Source organism: Bradyrhizobium sp. (genome assembly GCF_030693485.1).
Classification (GTDB): Bacteria; Pseudomonadota; Alphaproteobacteria; order Rhizobiales; family Xanthobacteraceae; genus Bradyrhizobium.
In genome coordinates, this window is record NZ_JAUYAN010000275.1 from 1 (window position 1) to 20,595 (window position 20,595).

Genomic DNA, 20,595 nt, shown 5'->3' on the forward strand with positions numbered 1-20,595 from the left:
CAAGGCATGCACCCGTGGCGCCGGGCGCCTTCGCAGCGCCCGTCGAGGACGCGGATGTGCGACGGACCTCGACTCTGTGTGACGATGGTGACCGCCGTGACGATCGCGTTCGCGGCGGTGCCGGCGTGCGCCAGCGCCAGCATTCGGCATCGCGCCCCGCAGCATTGACCTCAAAGGGACGTGCTACCTGGCCAGAGATGAACAGCATGTCGCCGGCGCGTATGGCGTTTGACCACAGACCGGGCGCGGTATGCGCTGTACTATTTTCCTGTCGAAGTATGCGTCACCGTATTCCCATCGAGTTTAAAAGCCTAGCGCTCCACGACCTTCATCGCAGCCTCCTGAAAGAAGCAACATACCATCGCATAGTTCTTCATGCCATTCGCTGCGTTGCGAAATGTAAGCGCTGCAGATCCCAACTAACGACCGTCGCGGCCTGTACATCCGAGGCAGGGCATGGTGGCCGAATAGCTTGCCATGAATGTTCATCGCACTTTTCGAACCTCGCGTGAGATCCGACTTAAGTCCGCGGTGCGTAGCAGAACGGACATCCACCAGCGCCATGGATTTAAGCGTTCACGTTCCAGATCCGATCGGTTCTGATTGAATCAGAACCGAGGCTCTAATCTTTAGTTTGACGCATTTTCTTTACGCGAACCGGAATCCACTTCGCTCGAGAACGCCTCAATGAAAGTCCCTTGACGGCGGCAGGATCCGCACATTGCGCGGATGGCGGATTTTCTGGGCCGGATTGTCCGGATGCTCGCGGCGGTCGTCATTGAGCGGCTCGATCAGCGCCGGACCGGCCGGCACGGCAGGCTTGCGGCCGAGCGCGTCATTAGCGAGGCCGACCAGATCATGCGAGCGGTCGGTGAGCCGCTGCGCGACCAGATGCGTCACCTGTTCGGGGCTGCTCTGGATGTAGCCTTCAACCAGAATGAGCCGCGCGCCCATCACCTCCTTGCGGAACTCTTCCATCACCTGCGGCCATACCACGATGTTGGCGATGCCGGTTTCGTCCTCCAGCGTCATGAACACCACACCCTTGGCGCTGCCCGGCCGCTGCCGCACCAGCACCACGCCGGCGCAGCGGACACGCTTTCTGTCGTTGGCATGGCAGACCTCCCTGCAGGCGACGACACGCTCTTGCGTCAACATCGGCCGCAGGAATTGCATCGGATGGCCCTTCAGCGACAGCCGGACGGTCTGGTAATCGGCGACCACCTGTTCCGGCAAGGGCATCTCGGGCAGCGGCCGCGCGTTTTCGTCGGGCTGCTCGCGCGCGCTGGCGCTTTCGAACAGCGGCAGCGCCACGTCGTCGGGCAACCGCCGCACCGCCCACAGCGCGGCGCGACGATCGAGCCCGATGGAGCGAAACGCATCGGCATCCGCCAGTTGAATCAGCGCGCGTTTCGGCAGCGCGGTGTCACGGGCAAAATCCTCCAGCGAGGTGAACGGACGGCGCGCCCGCGCGGCGACGATACGCTCGGCCCAGTCGTCGGTTTCGTCATTCCGGGGCACGCGAAGCGTGAACCCGGAATCTCGGGATTTCCGGTTCGTCGCTGACGCGACGCCCCGGAATGACGATTGAGAGGCCTTCAACCTCTCCTCATCTTCATCAACCCATTTGAAGCCGTCGATCTGGCGGAAGCCGAGCCGCACGGCGTGGTAGCGACCGCTTTTCTCCTCCAGCGTATTCCGCGCATGGCTGAACGACACGTCGACCTCGCGCACCTCGACGCCGTTGGTACGGGCGTCGCCGACGATCTGCGCCGGGGCATAAAACCCCATCGGCTGCGAGTTCAACAGCCCGCAACAGAACGCGTCGGGGTGGAAATGCTTCAGCCATGACGAGACATAGACCAGTTGCGCGAAACTCGCGGCGTGGCTTTCCGGAAAGCCGTAAGATCCGAATCCCTTGATCTGGTTGAAACAGTTCTTCGCGAATTCCGGATCATAGCCGCGCCGGATCATGTTGCCGGTCATTTTCTCTTCAAAATTTCCGATCGTACCGACATTGCGAAACGTCGCCATCGCACGGCGCAATCCGTTGGCTTCTTCCGGGGTAAATCCCGCCGCCTCGATCGCGATCCGCATCGCCTGCTCCTGAAACAAGGGTACGCCGAGCGTCTTGTGCAGGACCTTGTAAAGTTCGTCAGGCGATCCGTGCCCGGGCGACGGCGAGGGATAATTCTCTTTCTCGATGCCGTTCCGCCGCCGCAGATAGGGATGCACCATGTCGCCCTGGATCGGGCCGGGACGGACGATCGCGACCTCGATGACGAGGTCATAGAATTTGCGCGGTTTCAGCCGCGGCAGCATGTTCATCTGCGCGCGGCTTTCGACCTGAAACACGCCGAGCGACTCGCCCCGGCACAGCATGTCGTAGACTTCAGGTACATCCTGCGGGATCGTCGCCAGTTCGTAATGTTCGCTCTTGTGATCGGCGATCAGGTCGAAGCATTTGCGGATGCAGGTCAGCATGCCCAGCGCCAGCACATCGACCTTCATCATCTTCAGCGCATCGACGTCGTCCTTGTCCCACTCGATGAAGGTGCGGTCGTCCATCGCGGCGTTGCCGATCGGCACATAGGAGTCGAGCCGGTCTTGCGTGAGCACATAGCCCCCGACATGCTGCGACAAATGCCGCGGGAATTCGATCAGTTCAGCCGCAAGTTCGACCGCGAGCCCGACCATGGGATTTTTCGGATCGAGTCCCGCCTGCCGCACCTGCATTTCGTTGAGGCCCTTGCCCCAGCTGCCCCATACGGTATCGGCCAGTGCTGCGGTGACGTCTTCCGTCAGTCCCAGCGCCTTGCCGACATCGCGGATCGCGCTGCGCGGGCGATAGTGAATGACGGTGGCAATGATTGCGGCGCGGTGGCGGCCATAGCGGCGGTAGACATATTGCATCACCTCCTCGCGCCGGGAATGCTCGAAATCGACGTCGATATCGGGCGGCTCCAGCCGTTCCCTGGAAATGAACCGCTCGAACAGCAGATCGACCTTGGTCGGATCGACCGAGGTGACGCCGAGCACGTAGCAGACCGCCGAGTTCGCCGCCGAGCCCCGGCCCTGGCAGAGGATGTTCTGGCTGCGCGCATAGCGGACGATGTCGTGCACGGTCAGGAAATAATGCGCGTAATTCAGCTCGGCGATGAGTTCGAGCTCCTTGCGCAAGGTGGCGCGGAGCGTGTCGTCAATGCTGCCGGAGAAATATTGTCTGACGCCGGCCCATGTCAGGTCTTCCAGATGCTGTTGCGCGGTCTTGCCCGGCGGCACCGGCTCGTCGGGATACTGGTATTTCAGCTGGTCCAGCGAGAAATCGATCCGGTCCGCAAACCGCATCGTTTCCGCCAGCGCCTCCGGCACATCGCGAAACAGCCGCGCCATTTCGTGCGCCGGCTTGAGATAGCGTTCGGCATTGGCTTCGAGACGCTTTCCAATGACCTCGATGGTGGCCTTCTCGCGAATGCAGGTGAGAACATCCTGCAACGGGCGGCGGGCGGGATGGTGATACAGCACCTCATTGGTCGCCAGCAGCGGCACGCAAGCGGTTGCGGCGATCCGCTGCAGCCGCGCCAGGCGGCGCCTGTCATCGCCGCGATACAACAGGCTGGCCGCCAGCCACACGCCATCGGCGCGGCTGCGCCGCAACCGATCGATAATTGCGAGGGTTTGGTCCGGCTCGAAGCGATGCGGCAGCGTCAGGACCAGCAACTGGCCGTCGGCGAATTCGAGCAGATCGTCGAGACCGAGGCGACACTCGCCCTTTCCGGTCTTGTCGCTATCGTCACCACGCTTGCCCCGGGTCAGCAACTGGCAGAGCCGGCCGTAGGCGGCGCGGTCGCGCGGATAGACCAGGATATCCGGCGTGCCATCGATAAAGACGAGGCGCGAACCGATCAGAAGTTTTGGTATGTGTCCGAGCTCGGGGTTTTCCAGTTCCTTGTAGGCCCGCACCACGCCGGCCAGGGTGTTGCGATCGGCAATGCCGATGGCGGCAAGCCGCAGGTCGTTCGCCTCCCGCACATACTCCTGCGGATGCGATCCGCCGCGCAGGAACGAGAAATTGGTGGTGATTCCGATTTCGGCATAGGCCGTGCCTTCAGGACCCTTCATGCGAACAACCCGTGCACGAACCAGTTCGGCTGCACGATTTCGCCCGCGCGCTGCGCGATTTCGCGGTCATACAGACCGTCGCGGTAGAGCCAGAACCGCAAACCCGTTTCGTCCTCGACGCGGAAATAATCCCGCGTCAGCATCGCTTCCGGCGATCGCCACCATTCCATGGCGACGCGCTCCGGACCCTCGACGCGCGTCACCGTGTGGGACGCCCGCCGCCACTGGAACCACGCCGGCGGTCCGTCAGGCACTTCCGCGATCACCTTGATCGGTTCCGGCCGCGCGAACAGCCGCAGCGGCCGCAACGGCGGTTCGCTCTCCTCCCGTGCCGGCCACGCCGCCGCTTGAGCCGCCGCCAGATGATGCTGCGCCGGCGCAGCCTTTACCGCGCGTTCCGGGATATGGGTGTCCTGCGGCAGGTGTACGACCACGCGCTGCCCGCCGATCCGCGCGGCGATGCGGTCGATCAGGGCAGCCAACGCGTCATTGTCGTGCACATTGGCATCGAGATCGCGCTGCTGCTGCACCACGATTTCGACGCGGCTGGCGGACAGGCGAATGAGATCGAAGCCAAAACCGGGATCGAGCGGATCCTTCAGCGCCTCGAGCCGCTCGCGAAACAGCCGGTCGATCATTTCGGCTTTGGTGACGGGCTGCCCGGTATCGACCGCAATCGCGCGCACCGCGCCGTCGGTGCGGAAGAAATGGGCCTCCAGCCGCCGCGCGCCCTTGCCCTGCCGGTCCATCGCCGCGACCAGCATCGCCGCCAGCCGGGACAAGGTCGCGGATATCACGCCGTCGGTGGCGACCGGTTCGGGAAACCGTTTCTCCACGATGTAATCCGGCAGCGGTTTTAACGGGCTGATCGGGGCGTCGCCCTGCCCCAGCGCCTGCTCCAGCAGCGTGGTAAAACCATCGCCGAACCGCGCCGTGATTTCGTGACGCGCGCGCGACGCCACATCGCCGATGGTTTTCAAGCCGGCGCGGCGCAGGCCGCGGCTGATGGCCTCATCGGCGCCGAGCGCGAACACCGGCAACAGCCTGATCGCCTCGGCCTCGCCGCCATCCGGCACGATCTGGCCGGAGACATGGCGCGTCATGGTGCGCGCGCAGATCGAGGTGCCCGCGATCGCGGCGCTGACGGCAAACCCCTGCCGGGTCAGCGCGCCGCACACCATCCGCATCAGCGCGGCCTCGCCGCCGAACAGATGGGCGCAGCCGGTAATGTCGAGAAACAGGCCATGCGGCGGATCCAGCGCCACCAGCGGGGTGAAGCGGTCGCACCAGCCGGCGATGTCGCTCAGCGCTTTGGCGTCGGCCGCTGCATCGGCATCGAACACTTTCAGCTGCGGACAGATGGCGCGGGCATTGGCGAGCGGCAGGCCGATCGAAAGGCCGAGACGCGCCGCGGCGTCATCGAGCGCGAAAATCTGCAGCGCGTTGTTTTGCTTGCCGACGACGATGCTGGGCTCGTCGGAATCTGGCTCAGCCGGCGCGGCGCTGCTGCGCGCGCGCTTGATGCGGTCGATGGGCAGGCGCGGCAGCCACAGGCTGAGGATACGCCGCCGGTTTCGCGAAAAGGCACTCATCACATTTCCATTCCATGATCCACCGCCCGACCGGGCCATGACGATTGCGGACGAGTTGCGCGTCGAACACCGGCGCGCCCCATGCGCTTCCGACCGAGGCGGGCGGCGAATGCGCCGCACGCGCGATCCATCGCGTCTCCGCCGTCGAGGGCTGCGGCTGCGCTGCCACCCGCAGCAATAGACCGGTGACGCCGGAGGCCTGCGCCGCCAAGGTCAGCTTGCGGCTGGCGACGAGATCGAGTTGCCGGGCTTCGCCCCAGAGTTCCAGCACCACCGCGCCAAGCGCATCGCAGGCCAGCGCGTCGGCGGCGGTGCGCAACGCAGTGTCGACATCGGCGGCGCGCACGGTTACCAGACAGCGCGGATCGAGGCCGAGTTCGGTGAGGCCAGCCATCGACAGCGCGCCGGATTCGATCTCGGCAAAATCCTGCCGGATCCACACCAGCGGCCGCCGTGCGGTTACGCGCCCCGCGAGGCTTGCGAGTCCCGCAAGCCCCGCGATGAACCCGGTCGCCACGGCGCTTTGCCGTCCCTCGGCAAACACCTCATGCACGGCCGCCAGCGCGAGGCCGCCCTGCAGCGTCACATCGGCCTCGGCATGCCCGAGCGCCACGCGCGCGGGCGCTGACGCATCCGCATGCGCCTCGATGCGCTCGATGCTGCCGCGCAAACTCGCAAGCGTGTTCGTGCGCGCGCCGGTCATGCGCCGCTCCTTCGGATGTCGGGCCGTCACCTGGTTTTGAAGAGAACCAGAAGCTGGCTCATTTGTTCATGATATGTTCTAATATAAAGCTAATAGGGACGAGAGAGTCAATCGGGATCGGCGTACAGGCGATTCATGAATAGAATCAAAGGGATTTTGGAATGGATGTGCAGCGTAAACTGGAGATTCTGGCGGATGCCGCCAAATATGACGCGTCCTGCGCCTCCAGCGGCACCGAAAAGCGCGACAGCCGCGACGGCAAGGGCCTCGGCTCGACCGAGGGCATGGGCATCTGCCATTCCTACGCGCCGGACGGACGCTGCATCTCGCTGTTGAAAATCCTGCTCACCAACGCCTGCAATTACGACTGCCTCTATTGCGTCAACCGCGCCACCAGCAATGTCCCCCGCGCCCGCTTCACCGTCGATGAGGTGGTCAAACTGACGCTCGACTTCTATCGCCGAAATTATATCGAGGGCTTGTTTCTCTCCTCCGGCATCATCCGCAGCGCCGACTACACCATGGAGCAGGTGGTCAGCGTCGCGCGCAAGCTGCGCGAGGAGCATCATTTTCGCGGCTACATCCATCTGAAAACGATTCCGGAAGCCGATGATGCGCTGATTACGGAAGCCGGCAAATATGCCGACCGCCTCAGCATCAATATCGAAGTGCCGGAGGAAGCGAGCCTCGCCAAACTCGCGCCGGAGAAAGACGTGCGCGCGATCCGCCGCACCATGGGCCGGCTGCGTTTGAAACTGGATGAGGCCCGCGAAGGCCGCAAACTCACGCCGAAGGGCAACACGGCGCCGAAATTCGCGCCGGCCGGCCAGAGCACGCAGATGATCGTCGGCGCCGATTCCGCCAGCGATCAGACTATCCTCAATACCAGCGCCAATCTGTACGGCTCCTACCGGCTGAAGCGCGTGTATTATTCAGCGTTCAGCCCGATCCCCGATGCCAGTCGCGCTTTGCCCTTGAGCGCGCCGCCGCTATTGAGGGAACACCGGCTCTATCAGGCCGACTGGCTGATGCGATTCTACGGGTTCGACGTCGGCGAGATCGTCGACGAGACCGCCGGCATGCTGTCGCTCGACCTCGACCCAAAACTCGCCTGGGCGTTACGGCATCGCGATCGCTTTCCGCTCGATGTCAACCGCGCCAGCCGCGAGGATCTGCTGCGGGTGCCTGGCTTCGGCACCAAAGCGGTAGACCGCATCATCGCCACCAGGCGGATCACATCCATCCGTGCGGCCGATCTCGCGAAGCTGCACATTCCCCGGAACAAGGCCCTGCCCTTCATAGTTCTCAGTGATCACCGGCCATCGCCACATGTCTTGGACAGCGCCGGATTGGCGGAGCGGTTCAAGCCGAAGGCGACTCAACTGGGATTTGGATTTTGATGCACATCAAGCTCGACGGCGAAACGGATTTTGACGGCTGGCGTAAAGCGGCGCGGACGCTCGTGCTCAGCGAGGTGAAGCCAGCCGAAGTGAGCTGGAGCGTGCGCGGCGACGAACCGGGATTGTTCGAACCGCCGGACGAAGCGCCGCCGCCGGCAGCACCATCCGGTACCTTCAATGTCCCCGCCAAATTCGTCGATCTCGCGAAAACGACGATCCTGCATCACGATCCCGAACGGTTTGCCCTTCTCTACCGGCTGCTGTGGCGGCTGCCAGGCCACCACGATCTGCTCGATGTCGCGACCGATGCCGATGTCGCGCAGATTGCGATGATGGCCAAGGCGGTGCGTCGCGACGAGCACAAGATGCACGCCTTCGTCCGCTTCCGCGAAATCGGCCGCGAGCCGAATTCGCATTACGTGGCCTGGTTCGAACCGGAGCATCACATCGTCGAACTGGCGGCGCCGTTTTTCGCGCGCCGCTTTGCCGACATGGCGTGGTCCATCCTGACGCCGGAGGCGTGCGCGCATTGGGACGGGCGCGCCGTCTCGATCACGCCGGGGGTGCCCAAGGCGGAAGCGCCGACCGAAGACCGGCTGGAAGAAACCTGGCGGCGTTATTACGCCAGCATTTTCAATCCGGCCCGGCTGAAGGCGAAGGCCATGCAAAAGGAGATGCCGAAGAAGTATTGGCGGAATCTGCCGGAGGCCTCGCTGATCAGGCCCCTGATCGAAGGAGCGGAACGCTTGACCGGCGCCATGATCGCGAATGCCGCTTCCCTGCCGCACAAGGCGCAAAAGCGGCCGAAATCAGCCAAGCCTCGCCAACCGTCATCCGCGTCAGGCGATATCGCGACGCTCCGCGAGGAAGCCGCCGATTGCCGCGCCTGTCCGCTGTGGGAAGACGCGACGCAGACCGTGTTCGGCGAAGGTCCGAAGCAGGCACCCCTGATGCTGGTCGGCGAACAGCCGGGCGACAAGGAAGATCTTGCAGGAAAACCGTTCGTCGGACCGGCCGGCCAGATGCTGGACCGGGCACTGAAACAAGCCGGTATCGCGCGCAACAAGATTTATGTCACCAATGCCGTCAAGCATTTCAAATTTGTGCCGCGCGGAAAAATCCGCCTGCACCAGAAGCCGAACACATCGGAAATCAGGGCATGCCGGCCATGGTATGAACGTGAGCTTGCGTCGATCAAACCCGAGTTGGTGGTGGCAATGGGCGCCACCGCTGCCCAAAGCGTGTTCGGCAAGATCATGCCTATCAACCAGAATCGCGGTCGCCTGATCGATCTCGATGACGGAACCAAGGCGCTGATAACGGTTCATCCATCCTATCTGCTGCGACTACCGGACGCAGGCGCCAAGGCGCTGGAATACCAGCGCTTCGTCGACGATCTCAAGATCGCTGCTGATATCCTTCGGCAATCCCCGCGCGCGGCGTAGCCGTGCGTAACCATTCACGCAGATATTCACCGCAAGGATTTGACATTTCCTCGCACAACCTTTAATTGTGATCCTACTGCGCCGTTCTCAAGTCTGGCGCGTTGCGTAGCGAACCCTAGCCCCGGACGCCGCGCAGCGTGCCGGTCTTGCGGCGCCGGACCCGGGTCCTTCCTGTTTTTCTGACGAAGACGACGAAGCAATGCTCCCGGCTCCGCGGCGTGTCCCCGGAGGCGCTGTGTCGCGTCGTTTATGACGGACAGAGCAGGCAGACGCCTCACGCCGCCAGCGTGTTCTCCACCAGCTTGATCCAGTACGAGGTGCCGTAGACGATCGCCTCGTCGTTGAAATTGTAGGCGGGATGGTGCAGCCCGGCGCTGTCGCCGTTGCCGCAGAAAATAAACGCACCCGGACGCTTCTCCAGCATGTAGGCGAAATCCTCCGCGCCCATCAGCGGCGGCATGTCATGAACATTTGCGTCGCCGGCAACTTCCTTCGCAACCTGGGTCGCGAAATCGGTCTGCGAGGCATGGTTGACCACCACGGGATACCCGCGCTCGTATACCAGATCGATTTTGGCGCCGGTCATTTGCGCCACGCCTGCGACGACCTCGCGGACCCGCTTCTCGACGAGTGCCCTCACCTCCTCCGTCAGGGTGCGAATCGTGCCTCGCAGTTCGGCGGTTTGCGGGATCACGTTGCGCGCATTGCCGGCATGGAATTCGCACATCGAAATCACGGCCGACTCGAGCGGATCGACACTGCGCGAGACGATCGATTGCAGCGCCGTGATCAGCTGTGCGCCGACCAGCACGGAATCGATGCAGATATGCGGCCGCGCCGCGTGGCCACCATGCCCCGTGATCTTGATATCGACGGCATCGGTCGCCGCCATGATCGGGCCGGAGCGGATCGCAAACGAGCCGATCGGGATGCCCGGACCGTTATGCATGCCGTAGACCTGATCGATGGCGAAGCGGTCCATCAGCCCGTCCTCGATCATCGCGGCGGCGCCCGCGCCGCCCTCCTCGGCGGGCTGGAAAATCACCACCGCATCGCCGGCGAAATTCCGGGTCTCGGCGAGATAGCGGGCGGCGCCCAGCAGCATCGCGGTATGCCCGTCATGACCGCAGGCGTGCATCTTGCCCGGCGTCTTGGAGGCGTAGGGCAGATCGGTTTCCTCCTCGATCGGCAGCGCATCCATGTCGGCGCGCAGCCCGATCACCCTGACGTCGCCCTTGCCGGCGGGCTTGCGGCCCTTGATGACGCCAACCACCCCGGTACGGCCGAGGCCGGTCGCTACCTCGTCGCAGCCGAATTCGCGCAACCGGTCCGCCACGAATGCCGCAGTGCGGTGCACGTCGTACAGCAATTCGGGGTTTTCATGGATATCGCGGCGCCAGGCCTGGATATCGGGTTGCAGATCGGCGACGCGGTTGACGATGGGCATGGGGATCTCGGCTGCGGTTTGAGCGATTTGGCCCTGTCTAGCATGCAAGGGGCGATCCACCCAATGGCCCTCCGGCGCTGTACAGCGGGCAGCCGCAACGGTATGGCCTTTGAGCCCACGGTGGGCGGCGCGGTGGTAGCTTATGAAGCGGCTTGAAGGTGATTTCGACTACATCGTCGTCGGCGCGGGCACCGCCGGCTGCATCGTCGCCAACCGGCTGTCGGCCGATCCGAACAACCGGGTGTTGATCCTGGAGGCCGGCGGCAACGACAACTGGATCTGGTTTCATATCCCGGTCGGCTATCTCTTCGCGATCGGCAATCCCCGCTCGGACTGGATGTTCCGGACCGAGCCGGAAGCCGGGTTGAACGGCCGCGCGCTGGCCTATCCGCGCGGCAAGGTGATCGGCGGCTCCTCCGCCATCAACGCCATGATCTCGATGCGCGGACAGGCCGCCGATTACGATCACTGGCGCCAGCTTGGCCTCTCCGGCTGGGGCTATGACGACGTGCTGCCGGCGTTCCGGCGGCTGGAGGATCACTTCCTTGGGCAGACCGAGCATCATGGCGCCGGCGGCGGCTGGCGGATCGAGGCGCCGCGCTTGTCCTGGGCCATTTTGGATGCGGTCGGCGACGCCGCGGCGGAAATGGGCATCCGGAAGATTCCGGATTTCAACACCGGCGACAATGAGGGCTTCGGCTATTTCCACGTCAACCAGAAGCGCGGGCGGCGCTGGTCTTCGGCGCGGGGGTTTCTCAAGCCCGTGTTGACGCGTCCGAATCTGCGGCTGGAAAAGAACGTGCTGGTCGACCGCCTGATCGTCGCGCAGGGCCGCGCCGTCGGCGTGCGCTTCATGCAAGGCGGCGAAGTGGTCGAGGCCCGCGCCAAAGGCGAAGTGATCCTGTGCGCCGGCTCGATCGGATCGACCCAGGTGCTGCACCGCTCCGGCATCGGACCATCGGACTGGCTGGCGCCGCTCGGGATCGAGACGGTGCTCGACCGCCAAGGAGTCGGGCGCAATCTGCAGGATCATCTGCAGCAGCGCGCAATCTTTAAGGTCGAGGGCGTGCGCACCCTCAACGAAACCTATTACTCGCTGATGCGGCGCGGCCTGATGGGGCTCGATTATGCCTTCCGCCGCCGCGGGCCTTTGACCATGGCGCCGTCGCAGCTCGGCATCTTCACCCGCTCGGATCCTCATCGCGAACGCGCCAACATCCAGTTCCACGTGCAGCCGCTCTCGCTCGACAAGTTCGGCGATCCCCTGCACCGCTTCCCCGCCATCACCGTGAGCGCCTGCAATCTGCAGCCGACGTCGCGCGGCACCGTGCGGATTCGCTCGGCCAGGGCGGAAGAGGCGCCGGCGATCGCGCCGAATTATCTGTCGACCGGCGACGACCGCCAGGTCGCCGCCGATGCCATCCGCGCCACACGGCGGCTGATGAAGCAGCCGGCGCTTGCGCCCTATCGTCCGCAGGAATATCTGCCGGGGCCGTCGGTCGGCGATGACGATGCCTCGCTGGCGAAAGCCGCCGGCGATATTGGCACCACGATTTTCCATCCTGTCGGCACCGCGAAGATGGGGACAACAAGCGATCCCCTCGCCGTCGTCGACGAACGGCTGCGGTTTCATGGCCTCGCCGGGCTGCGCGTGGTCGACGCCTCCGTGATGCCGACCATCACCTCCGGTAATACCAATACCCCGACGGCGATGATCGCCGAAAAGGGGGCGTCCATGATCCTCGAAGATTCGCGCGTAGCCAAATGATGGAACGGCATCGCCTGTGGGTCGGCCATGCCGGCGCGCGCATGGCGCTGGCGCGATGGGGCGATCCTGACTCCAACAAACCACCTGCCCTGCTGGTGCACGGCACCGGCTTCGTCGCCGAGGTGTGGGACGCGGTCGCGCGCGAACTGGCTTCGAAATATACCGTCTATGGTATCGACCGCCGCGGCCACGGCGCCAGCCACAAGCCTTCGGCCGAGCACTATCACTTCCTGGATTTCGCATCGGATGTCTGCGCCGTGGTCGAAGCGCTCGACCTCACCGGCATTTTCGGCGTTGGCCACAGCGCCGGCGCCACCGATCTGTTGCTCGCCGCCAAACTGCTACCCCGACGCTTTTCACGGATGTTCGTGATGGAGCCGACGGTCATGAATCCGCACATGGTCAAGGCCGACGGTTCCGCCCAGGACGACAACAGCAAGGCCTATGCGCAAGGCGTGCTGCGCCGTCAGCGCGAGTTCGAAAGCGCCGCCGCTGCGTTCCAGCGCTTTCGCGCGGCGCCTGCGTTCGCGGAATGGTCAGAGGCCGCCTTGTGGGCCTATGTGCGACACGGCTTCGAGGCCCAGCCGGACGGCCGGGTGCGGCTACTGTGTACGCCAGAGATCGAGGCCGCGATGCTGGGACCGATCTTCGAGGTGATGGAACAGGTCTATGCCGGCGACGAACGCGGCAATCCCTTCGGCTGGTTATCCCTGATCGAATGTCCGGTGCGCGTGGCGACCGCCGAAAACTCCTGGCCGATCTACAAGGAAATGTCCGACAGGGCCGTCGCCCTGATTCCGGGCGCGAGCCAGTGGCGGTTCGAGGGCGTCGGTCATTGCGTGGCGCAGGAGGCGCCGGAACTGGTGATCGAGGCGCTGGCGGCGTTCGAGGGTCAATAGCTCACCGCTGCGTTCAGACTAGCCGGACCTTGCGCGCGGGTTCGGATAATTCAGGATGATCAATCCCGAGAAAATCGCCGCAATCCCGGCGATATGGTACCAGGCCAGTTGCTCGCCCAGCCAGCCGATGGAGAGCGCAGCGGAAAACAGCGGACTAAGATAGAGAAACGCCGCGGCGCGCGCCGGGCCCGTGACAGCAACGCCATAGAGATAGAACAGATTTCCCAGCATCGTCGGCCCGATCGCCATGAAGCCGATCACTGCGAAGGCGAAGCCAAGGTCGGCGTCAGGATCGGCGTCTTGCCAGACCAGCCATGGGCCGCCACCGATGATCCAGGCCGCATAGACCGGCAACATCACCACGATCAGCCCTGACCAGGCCGTCACCACCGTCAACGCCAGCGGCGCGATGGTGCGGGTCCAATCACGAACACGGATCGAAAACCAGGCAAACGAAATCGCCGCCAGCAGCGACCATAAATTGCCGAGGCTGAATTGAAGCGCGGTCAGGGCCTCGGGCTGACCTCTGGTGATGATGAGAAGCGTGCCGGCAAAGGCCAGCGCAAGGCCCCATTTCATGCCCGCCGTGAGCCTGCCGCCGCCCATTCGCAAGCCCAGCAGCAGCACCCAGACCGGGGTCGTGGCATTGATGAACCCGACTTCGATGGCGAGACTTTGATAGGCGCCGCCGAGCAGCAGATACGAGAACAGGCCGACGCCGACCGCGCCGCCGATGATCAATCCGCCCAGCCGCGGGCGAATAGCGGGCCATGCCTGGCGTAATGCCGGCAACGCAACGACGGTCAAGATGATCACGGCGGGCAACCAGCGCCAGAACACCAGCGCGGGAAGCGGTATGGCCTCGCGCGCCGCGCGCGCCACCACGTGATTGCTGCCCCAGAGCGCGGCCGTGACGATCAGGGCCAATGTGCCGAGCGAGTTCGGCGCGGCCTTCATACCCGCTCGGTGGACCGTTCATGACGGGCGCGCTGCGAGACGTGCCATGGCAGCAACAGGCGCTCGGCATAGTCGACCAGGAAGAACAGCACGGTACCGACGAGGCCGAGCAGCAGCAGGGAGACGAACACGCGGACGGTATCGAATTGTCCCTGCGCGACCAGAATCTGGAAGCCAATTCCCTGGCTGCCGGCGACGAATTCGCCGACGATCGCGCCGACCAGCGCAAACGAGATCGCCACCTTCATGCCGGCGAACAGGCTCGGCAAGGCACAGGGAAAGCGGATCTTGGTCAGCACCGCCCAGGGCGAGGCCTTCGATACCCGCGCCAGATGCAGCATGTCCGGATCGACCGACCGCAGTCCGAGCACGGTGTCGATCACGATGGGAAAGATCGCAAGCATCAGCGCGATCGCGACCTTCGGCTCCGGTCCGGTGCCCATCCAGATCACGAACAGCGGCGCCAGCGCCACCTTCGGAATCGAATTGAGCGCGACCAGCAGCGTGTAGATAGTGCGCTCGAGAAATCGCGAATAGACGATGCCGACCGCGAGCGCCACGCCGATCACGACGGCAAGCACGAAGCCGATACAGGTCATGGCGAGGGTGAAGCCGAGGTGCCGCATGAAAAGGCCCGGGGTTTCCAGGAAGGCCGCAAAGATCGCCAAGGGCGCCGGCAGGATCAGCGGCGACGGCTGGAACAGCCGCACGCCGGCCTCCCACAGCAGCAAGGCAGTTCCCAGCACGACGACGACGTCGCGCGTCTCGCTGTCGCCGCCAAACATTTTCCTGGCGAAGCCCGTCATTCCTTGACGATCCCGAGTTCGGCGAAGTGGTGGCGAATGCGGTGCACATAGGCCGCGAATTCGGCGCTGTCGCGTACCGCAAGCCGGCGCGGGCGCGGCAAGTCGATCACGATAGTATCGACGATCAGGCCCGGCGCCTTGCTCATCATCACCACCCGATCGGACAGGAAGACGGCTTCGACGATGGAATGGGTGATGAACAGCAGGGTCTTGCGGGTGTCCTGCCAGATCTGGGCGAGTTCGACGTTGAGGTCGTCGCGCGTCATGGCGTCCAGTGCGCCGAACGGTTCATCCATCAACAACAGTTCCGGATCAGCGAGCAGCGCCCGGCAGATCGACGCGCGCTGACGCATGCCGCCGGAGAGTTCCCACGGAAAACGGTGCTCGAAGCCGCCGAGCCCGAAACGGTCGAGCAGCGCCATGGCGCGTTCCCGCTCCTCGGCGCGCGGCTTGCGGGTGAATTCGATCGACAGCAGCACGTTGTCGAGGATGGTGCGCCAGTCCAGCAGCACATCGCGCTGAAACACCATGCCGAGCCGGTCCGGCGGACCATCCAGCACCTTGCCGTCCACCACCGCCCGCCCCGACGAGATACTCTCAAGTCCGCCGACCAGCTTCAGCAGCGTGCTCTTGCCGCAGCCGGACGGGCCGACCACGCTGACGAATTCGCGCGGCCGGATATCGAGGCTGATGTTTTCCAGCGCCGCGACCGGACCGCGCGGGGACAAATAGGTCTTGCCCACGCGGTCCAGCGAAACGTAGGGAACCGTTGCCATCGCTGGAGCCGGCGTGCTCATGTCACTCCACAAGCGCGTTGGTGTAGTAGTCGGCTGCATTCCAGCCGGCGGCGACGACGCCAGCGGCTTCCATCGATTTGAGCGCGGCTTCCCAATCCTCTTTCGCCTGCCAGCCGATCGGCTTGCCCCTGGTCGCCGGCGTTTCGAAATGGTCCAGCGTCAGCTTGATCTGACTGAGCAGGATTGCCGGATTGAGCCGTGCATCCGGGCGCTCGGCGATCATCGCCTTGACGCCATCGTCCGGGTTGTCGCGCAAATGCTGCCAGGCGCGCTGCTGGACCTGAATCAGGCGACGCAGTGCGTCGCGCTTGCTCGCGATAGTGTCCTCACGCGCAACAAGGCCATAGCTCGGAAAGGTGATGTTGGCGTCCGATGCCAGCAGGCACTTCGAGGGCCGCGGCTGCTCCGCCATCGGCAGCGCCGAACCGACGGTGGACATCAGACCATCCGCGCGCTTGGCGATATAGGTTCCCCACAGGGCCGCCGGATCGACGACATCGATCTTGAGATCATCGCGGGTCAGCCCCCCGGATTTCAGATAGGTGTCGATGAAGGGCGCCCACGGACTTGCCGCGAACACCACCACGGTCTTCCCGCGCAGGTCGGCGACGCGCGCCATCGGCGAGTCCTTGTCGACGAGGATGCAGAGGTCGGTGCGGGGCTGGAAGGTGGCGATTGAACGGATGGTGGCTCCCTTGGCGCGCGCCGATCCGACCAGGCCGACCTGCACCTGGCCGACATCGACCTGCCCGGCGTTGACGAGCTGGATCGTGTTGCCGGAACCGCGGCCATCCTGAACATCGACGTCGAGCCTGGCTTCCTTGAACCAGCCCTTGTTCTGCGCCAGGTGCATCGCGGCCTGCACGCCCCATGGCGAGAAATCGAGCCGTACCGACAGTTTATCCTGTGCCGATGCCGGTGAAACGGCGGCCGCGGCAACACTCAGAAGCATCAGGGTCGACAGAAATACTCTTCTCATGTCCCAATCTCCGGTTTGATCATTGTGGGTCGGCGCCGGCCGTGTCAGCCGGCGAGGCTTGCGTGAGATAGCTCAGCACCATTTCCACGACGTGCTGACGGCGCCTGAGCACGCGCCGGCGCGCCGCGAGATCGCGGTCGAGCAGCCAGGACAGCGTATGCTGATTGGAAAGGAAGAAATAGGCGAGCCCGGAAATCGACAGATAGAGGTCGACAGCGTCGACATTGCCGCGAAACACGCCCTCCTCCTGGCCGCGCTTCAGCAAAATCCGGATGGTGTCGAGCAGGCCGCCGTACAAGGCCTTGGTCGAGCCCGAGCTCTTCAGATGCTCGGCATAATGGATATTCTCGATGCTCATCAGCCGGATCAGGTCGGGGGTCGCGACGAAATGGTCGAAGGTATTGCTGACCAGCCGGTTCATCCCCTCGACCGGCGGCAGCTCCCGCAGATCCTGGTCCTGCTGGCGGGCGCGCAGATCGGCATAGATCCGCTCCAGCACCGCCAGGTAAAGCGCGTCCTTGGAGCCGAAATAGTGATAGATCAGGTTCTTGTTGACGCCGCTCTGCCGGGCGATGCGATCGACGCGACCGCCGCTCAGGCCATGGGTCACGAATTCGATCCGCGCGGCGTCCAGTATCCGGGCGCGGCTGGCTTCCGGATTGCGTACAACCTTCGGGGTTGGTGACGCCACATCAAGCTCCATGGCGCGCACCCGATGGCTCCGGCGGGGCGGCGCGCTCGGATCGTAGCCGCGCGGTCGCCTCGACGTCCAGCGCGCCGCGCGCTCCGAACCGCACCGCGTAGTACCGCTCGGCAAAGGCCGCGGTGATCTTGCCGTCGAGGAAGTCTTCCCGCACCTGCTCCGGCTCGCGCAGCAGCGGATTGCCGAACCCGCCCGCACCGGCCTGTTCATGAATGATCAGCGTATCGCGCGTCACCGTCGTGGTGATCTTGCCCGGCAGCGCACTGCGTTCGTTGCCGATCTCGATGAAATTCCGCGAGGAGCCGCCGGGTTCGCCGCCGTTCAGGCCGTAAGGCTGAAAGGTGACGCGATCGGTACGCAATTGCAGCAACGCCTCGGGCGCCAGGATACGGTAGCTGCGCCGGACACCGACGCCGCCGCGGTACTGACCGGCGCCGCAACTGTCGGGAACGAAGGAGTAATCCTCGATGCGAACCGGATGCTCGGCTTCCATCACTTCCACCGGCATGTTTGACAGATTCTGCGATGCGTTGGTGACCGCCTCGAGACCATCCTTGTCGGGCCGACCGCCCCATGCACCGCAGATCATGTCCACGATGATGAAGGGCTGGCGATTGGGCCGCAGCCCGCTGATGCAGATGACGCTGTTGCCGCCCTCGCCTGCCGCCGGCACCTTGTCGGGAACGATCTGCGCGAGCGCGCCGAGCATGGTATCGAACACGCGATAGCCGGTGAGCGCGCGTGCCGCGCAGGGCGCGGGCATCACCGGATTGAGCACCGACGCTTCCGGCGCCTTCACGGTGATGCAGCGGAATAGCCCGACATTGTTCGGCACGTCCTTGGCCAACACGCAACGGACGCTCAAATAGGTCAGCGAATGCGTGAAGCTGAGCGTCGAATTCAGCGCGCCCTTCACCTGCGGCGAGGAGCCCGTGTAGTCGACCAGCAGCGTGCCGTCGCCGTTGACGGTGATGGCGACCTTGATCGGGATCGGCGCGTCGGAAAAACCGTCATTGTCGATGTAGTCGACGAAGCGATAGGTGCCCTTCGGCCAGGTCGCGATTTCCCGGCGTGTGAGCCGCTCGGCATAGTCGAGCAACTCCTGCATATAGGCATCGACCTCGACCGCGCCGTAGCGCTGCAGCAGCTTTTCCAGTCCCCGCTTGCCGACCTGGGCGGCGGCGAACTGCGCCGAAAGATCGCCCCAGACCCGGTCCGGCACCCGGACGTTGATCTTGATCAGGGCCTCGAGCGTGGTGTTGAGAACGCCGCGGTCGTAGAGCTTGAGCGGCGGGATGCGCAGCCCCTCCTGATAGATCTCGGTCGAGTCGGACGCGTTCGATCCCGGCACCCGGCCACCGACATCGGTGTGGTGGCAGATCACCACCGCGAAGGCGTGCCGTTCGCCGTCGAAGAAGATCGGCACGAACATGAAGATATCCGGCAGGTGCATGCCGCCGTGATAGGGATCGTTCATGATGACGACGTCGCCGTCGTTCAGATCGCCTTCGAATTTCTCCAGCACCGACGCCATGGCTTCCGGTATCGCACCGAGATGCTGGGCGATGGTCTTGGCCTGCGCCACCATCTGGCCGTCTCCGGCGCAAAGCGCTGCGGAGAAATCCATGACATCCTTGACGATTTCCGAACGCGCGATCCGGACCACGGTGTAGGCCATGTCGTCGGCGATCGAATCCAGCCCGCTCTTGATGACCGCAAAGGTGATCGGATCTACCTTCATGAATCGAACTCCAGGACGATGCAGCCGATCGCGTCCTTGTGCGCCTTCGCGTCCGGCGGCACGACGACGGTGGCGTCGAATTCCTCGATGATCAACGGTCCCTGCCGCCGTGAAGCGTCCAGCGCGTTGCGGTCGGAGATCTCGACGGCTACCGCAGGCTCGCCCCTCGCGAAGGATACCTGCCGCGCGCCGGAGCGAGACGATCCCGGCCGCGCCGCGATCTTCATGTTGCCGAAATCCAGGCGATTGTCGCGCAGGCCACGTCCCGCGACACGCACCTTCATCAATTCCATCGGGGTGGAGTCGCGATAACCGTAGGTCTTGAAATATTCGGCGATGAAGCGTTCGCGGATCTGCGCGAAATCCTCACCCTCGAACGGCACGGTGAGTTCGGTGGCCTGCCCTTCATGGCGCAAATCCGCTTCCCAGAGAAACGCCGTACGTTCGGCCTGGTAGCCGTCGGCCGCGAGCTGTGCTGCGACCTGCTTGCGCAGTTCCTGCTTGATTTCCCGCAGATCGGCGACGCTCATCCGGTCGAGCCGCTGGCTGACGGTCTTCAGCGCGGTATGCTCGATGTCGGAGGCGAGCATGCCGAGCGCGCTGAAGATACCCGACATCGGCGGAATCACCACGCGCGGAATACCTAGCTGCCGCGCCAGATCCGGAGCGTGCACGCCACCATTGCCACCGAACGCCATCAGCGTGAGATCGCGGGGATCCAGCCCGCGTTCGACGGTAACCGCGCGGATCGCGCGCGCCATCGCGGCATTGGCCACAGCCCGGATGCCATGTGCCGCGTCCTGCATCGGCAGCCCCAGCGGATCGCCAACATGGACGCGGATGGCCTGCTCGCTCAGCGCGCGATCGATATGGAGCTTGCCGCCCGCCAGCGAGGTGGAATTGATGAAGCCAAGCACCACATTGGCATCGGTCACGGTCGGCCGGTCATTGCCGAGGCCGTAGCATGCCGGTCCCGGCATGGCGCCGGCCGACTGCGGCCCGACCACCAGCAGGCCGCCCTTGTCGATGCCGGCGATCGACCCCCCGCCGGCGCCGACCTCGGCGATGTCGATCGCGGGCACCTTGAGCATGTAACCGCCGGCCTTGATGAAGCGGCTCGATGTCGAAATGCCGTCGCGAAACTCGTACTCCGAGGTCATGCTGGGGCGGCCGTCCTCGATGATGACGGCCTTCGCGGTGGTGCCTCCCATATCGAACACGATAACGTCGCGATCG

Annotated in this window: 15 protein-coding genes; 4 read left to right on the forward strand and 11 right to left on the reverse strand. The window is 64.3% G+C overall.

Annotated features, from left to right (window positions below):
* Positions 1–684: 684 nt before the first annotated feature.
* From Q8N40_RS20190 to Q8N40_RS20200, 3 genes are read right to left on the reverse strand one after another with little or no spacing between them, the layout of a single operon-like run.
* Positions 685–4,122 (reverse strand): error-prone DNA polymerase, encoded by a 3,438-nt coding sequence (locus Q8N40_RS20190; RefSeq protein ID WP_305713040.1) that lies wholly within the window; start codon positions 4,120–4,122, stop codon positions 685–687.
* Positions 4,119–5,714: a DNA polymerase Y family protein gene (locus Q8N40_RS20195; RefSeq protein WP_305713041.1), complete on the reverse strand. Its 1,596-nt coding sequence runs from the start codon at positions 5,712–5,714 to the stop codon at positions 4,119–4,121. The genes Q8N40_RS20190 and Q8N40_RS20195 overlap by 4 nt, the downstream gene beginning before the upstream one ends.
* On the reverse strand, positions 5,611–6,417 hold the full coding sequence (locus Q8N40_RS20200) for an ImuA family protein (RefSeq protein WP_305713042.1): 807 nt from the start codon (positions 6,415–6,417) through the stop codon (positions 5,611–5,613). Before Q8N40_RS20200 ends, Q8N40_RS20195 begins: the two co-directional genes overlap by 104 nt.
* Positions 6,418–6,578: 161 nt before the next feature.
* On the opposite strand from Q8N40_RS20200, the gene Q8N40_RS20205 reads away from it, so the two are divergent.
* Together Q8N40_RS20205 and Q8N40_RS20210 are read left to right on the forward strand one after the other, a co-directional pair.
* A complete protein-coding gene (locus tag Q8N40_RS20205) occupies positions 6,579–7,817 on the forward strand; it encodes a putative DNA modification/repair radical SAM protein (protein ID WP_305320698.1) in 1,239 nt (412 codons plus the stop codon).
* Positions 7,817–9,262: a UdgX family uracil-DNA binding protein gene (locus tag Q8N40_RS20210; RefSeq protein WP_305713043.1), complete on the forward strand. Its 1,446-nt coding sequence runs from the start codon at positions 7,817–7,819 to the stop codon at positions 9,260–9,262. The genes Q8N40_RS20205 and Q8N40_RS20210 overlap by 1 nt, the downstream gene beginning before the upstream one ends.
* A 274-nt stretch (positions 9,263–9,536) precedes the next feature.
* On the opposite strand, the gene Q8N40_RS20215 is transcribed toward Q8N40_RS20210, so the two are convergent.
* Positions 9,537–10,709 (reverse strand): M20 aminoacylase family protein, encoded by a 1,173-nt coding sequence (locus Q8N40_RS20215; protein WP_305713044.1) that lies wholly within the window; start codon positions 10,707–10,709, stop codon positions 9,537–9,539.
* 142 nt (positions 10,710–10,851) lie between these two features.
* On the opposite strand from Q8N40_RS20215, the gene Q8N40_RS20220 reads away from it, so the two are divergent.
* Entirely contained in the window at positions 10,852–12,477 is a 1,626-nt protein-coding gene (locus Q8N40_RS20220; protein ID WP_305713045.1) for a GMC family oxidoreductase, read from the forward strand.
* Positions 12,474–13,376 (forward strand): alpha/beta fold hydrolase, encoded by a 903-nt coding sequence (locus Q8N40_RS20225; RefSeq protein ID WP_305318214.1) that lies wholly within the window; start codon positions 12,474–12,476, stop codon positions 13,374–13,376. The genes Q8N40_RS20220 and Q8N40_RS20225 overlap by 4 nt, the downstream gene beginning before the upstream one ends.
* 18 nt (positions 13,377–13,394) lie before the next feature.
* Here the strand turns inward: Q8N40_RS20225 and Q8N40_RS20230 are convergent, their stop codons facing one another.
* The 7 genes from Q8N40_RS20230 to Q8N40_RS20260 all read right to left on the reverse strand — a co-directional run.
* Positions 13,395–14,333 (reverse strand): DMT family transporter, encoded by a 939-nt coding sequence (locus Q8N40_RS20230; RefSeq protein WP_305318213.1) that lies wholly within the window; start codon positions 14,331–14,333, stop codon positions 13,395–13,397.
* A complete protein-coding gene (locus Q8N40_RS20235) occupies positions 14,330–15,139 on the reverse strand; it encodes an ABC transporter permease (RefSeq protein WP_305318212.1) in 810 nt (269 codons plus the stop codon). Before Q8N40_RS20235 ends, Q8N40_RS20230 begins: the two co-directional genes overlap by 4 nt.
* A complete protein-coding gene (locus Q8N40_RS20240) occupies positions 15,136–15,936 on the reverse strand; it encodes an ABC transporter ATP-binding protein (protein ID WP_305713046.1) in 801 nt (266 codons plus the stop codon). Before Q8N40_RS20240 ends, Q8N40_RS20235 begins: the two co-directional genes overlap by 4 nt.
* A gap of 1 nt (position 15,937) precedes the next feature.
* Positions 15,938–16,915 carry an ABC transporter substrate-binding protein gene (locus Q8N40_RS20245; protein ID WP_305713047.1) on the reverse strand — a complete coding sequence of 326 codons (978 nt, stop codon included), beginning with the start codon at positions 16,913–16,915 and terminating at the stop codon, positions 15,938–15,940.
* Positions 16,916–16,934: 19 nt separating this feature from the next.
* The gene (locus tag Q8N40_RS20250) at positions 16,935–17,606 is read right to left on the reverse strand and encodes a TetR/AcrR family transcriptional regulator (protein ID WP_305318209.1); all 672 of its coding nucleotides are present in this window, start codon (positions 17,604–17,606) and stop codon (positions 16,935–16,937) included.
* Position 17,607: 1 nt separating this feature from the next.
* On the reverse strand, positions 17,608–19,359 hold the full coding sequence (locus Q8N40_RS20255; RefSeq protein ID WP_305713048.1) for a hydantoinase B/oxoprolinase family protein: 1,752 nt from the start codon (positions 19,357–19,359) through the stop codon (positions 17,608–17,610).
* Positions 19,356–20,595 (reverse strand): hydantoinase/oxoprolinase family protein (locus Q8N40_RS20260; protein WP_305713049.1); only part of this gene is annotated, 1,240 nt, incomplete at its 5' end. The genes Q8N40_RS20255 and Q8N40_RS20260, both read right to left, overlap by 4 nt.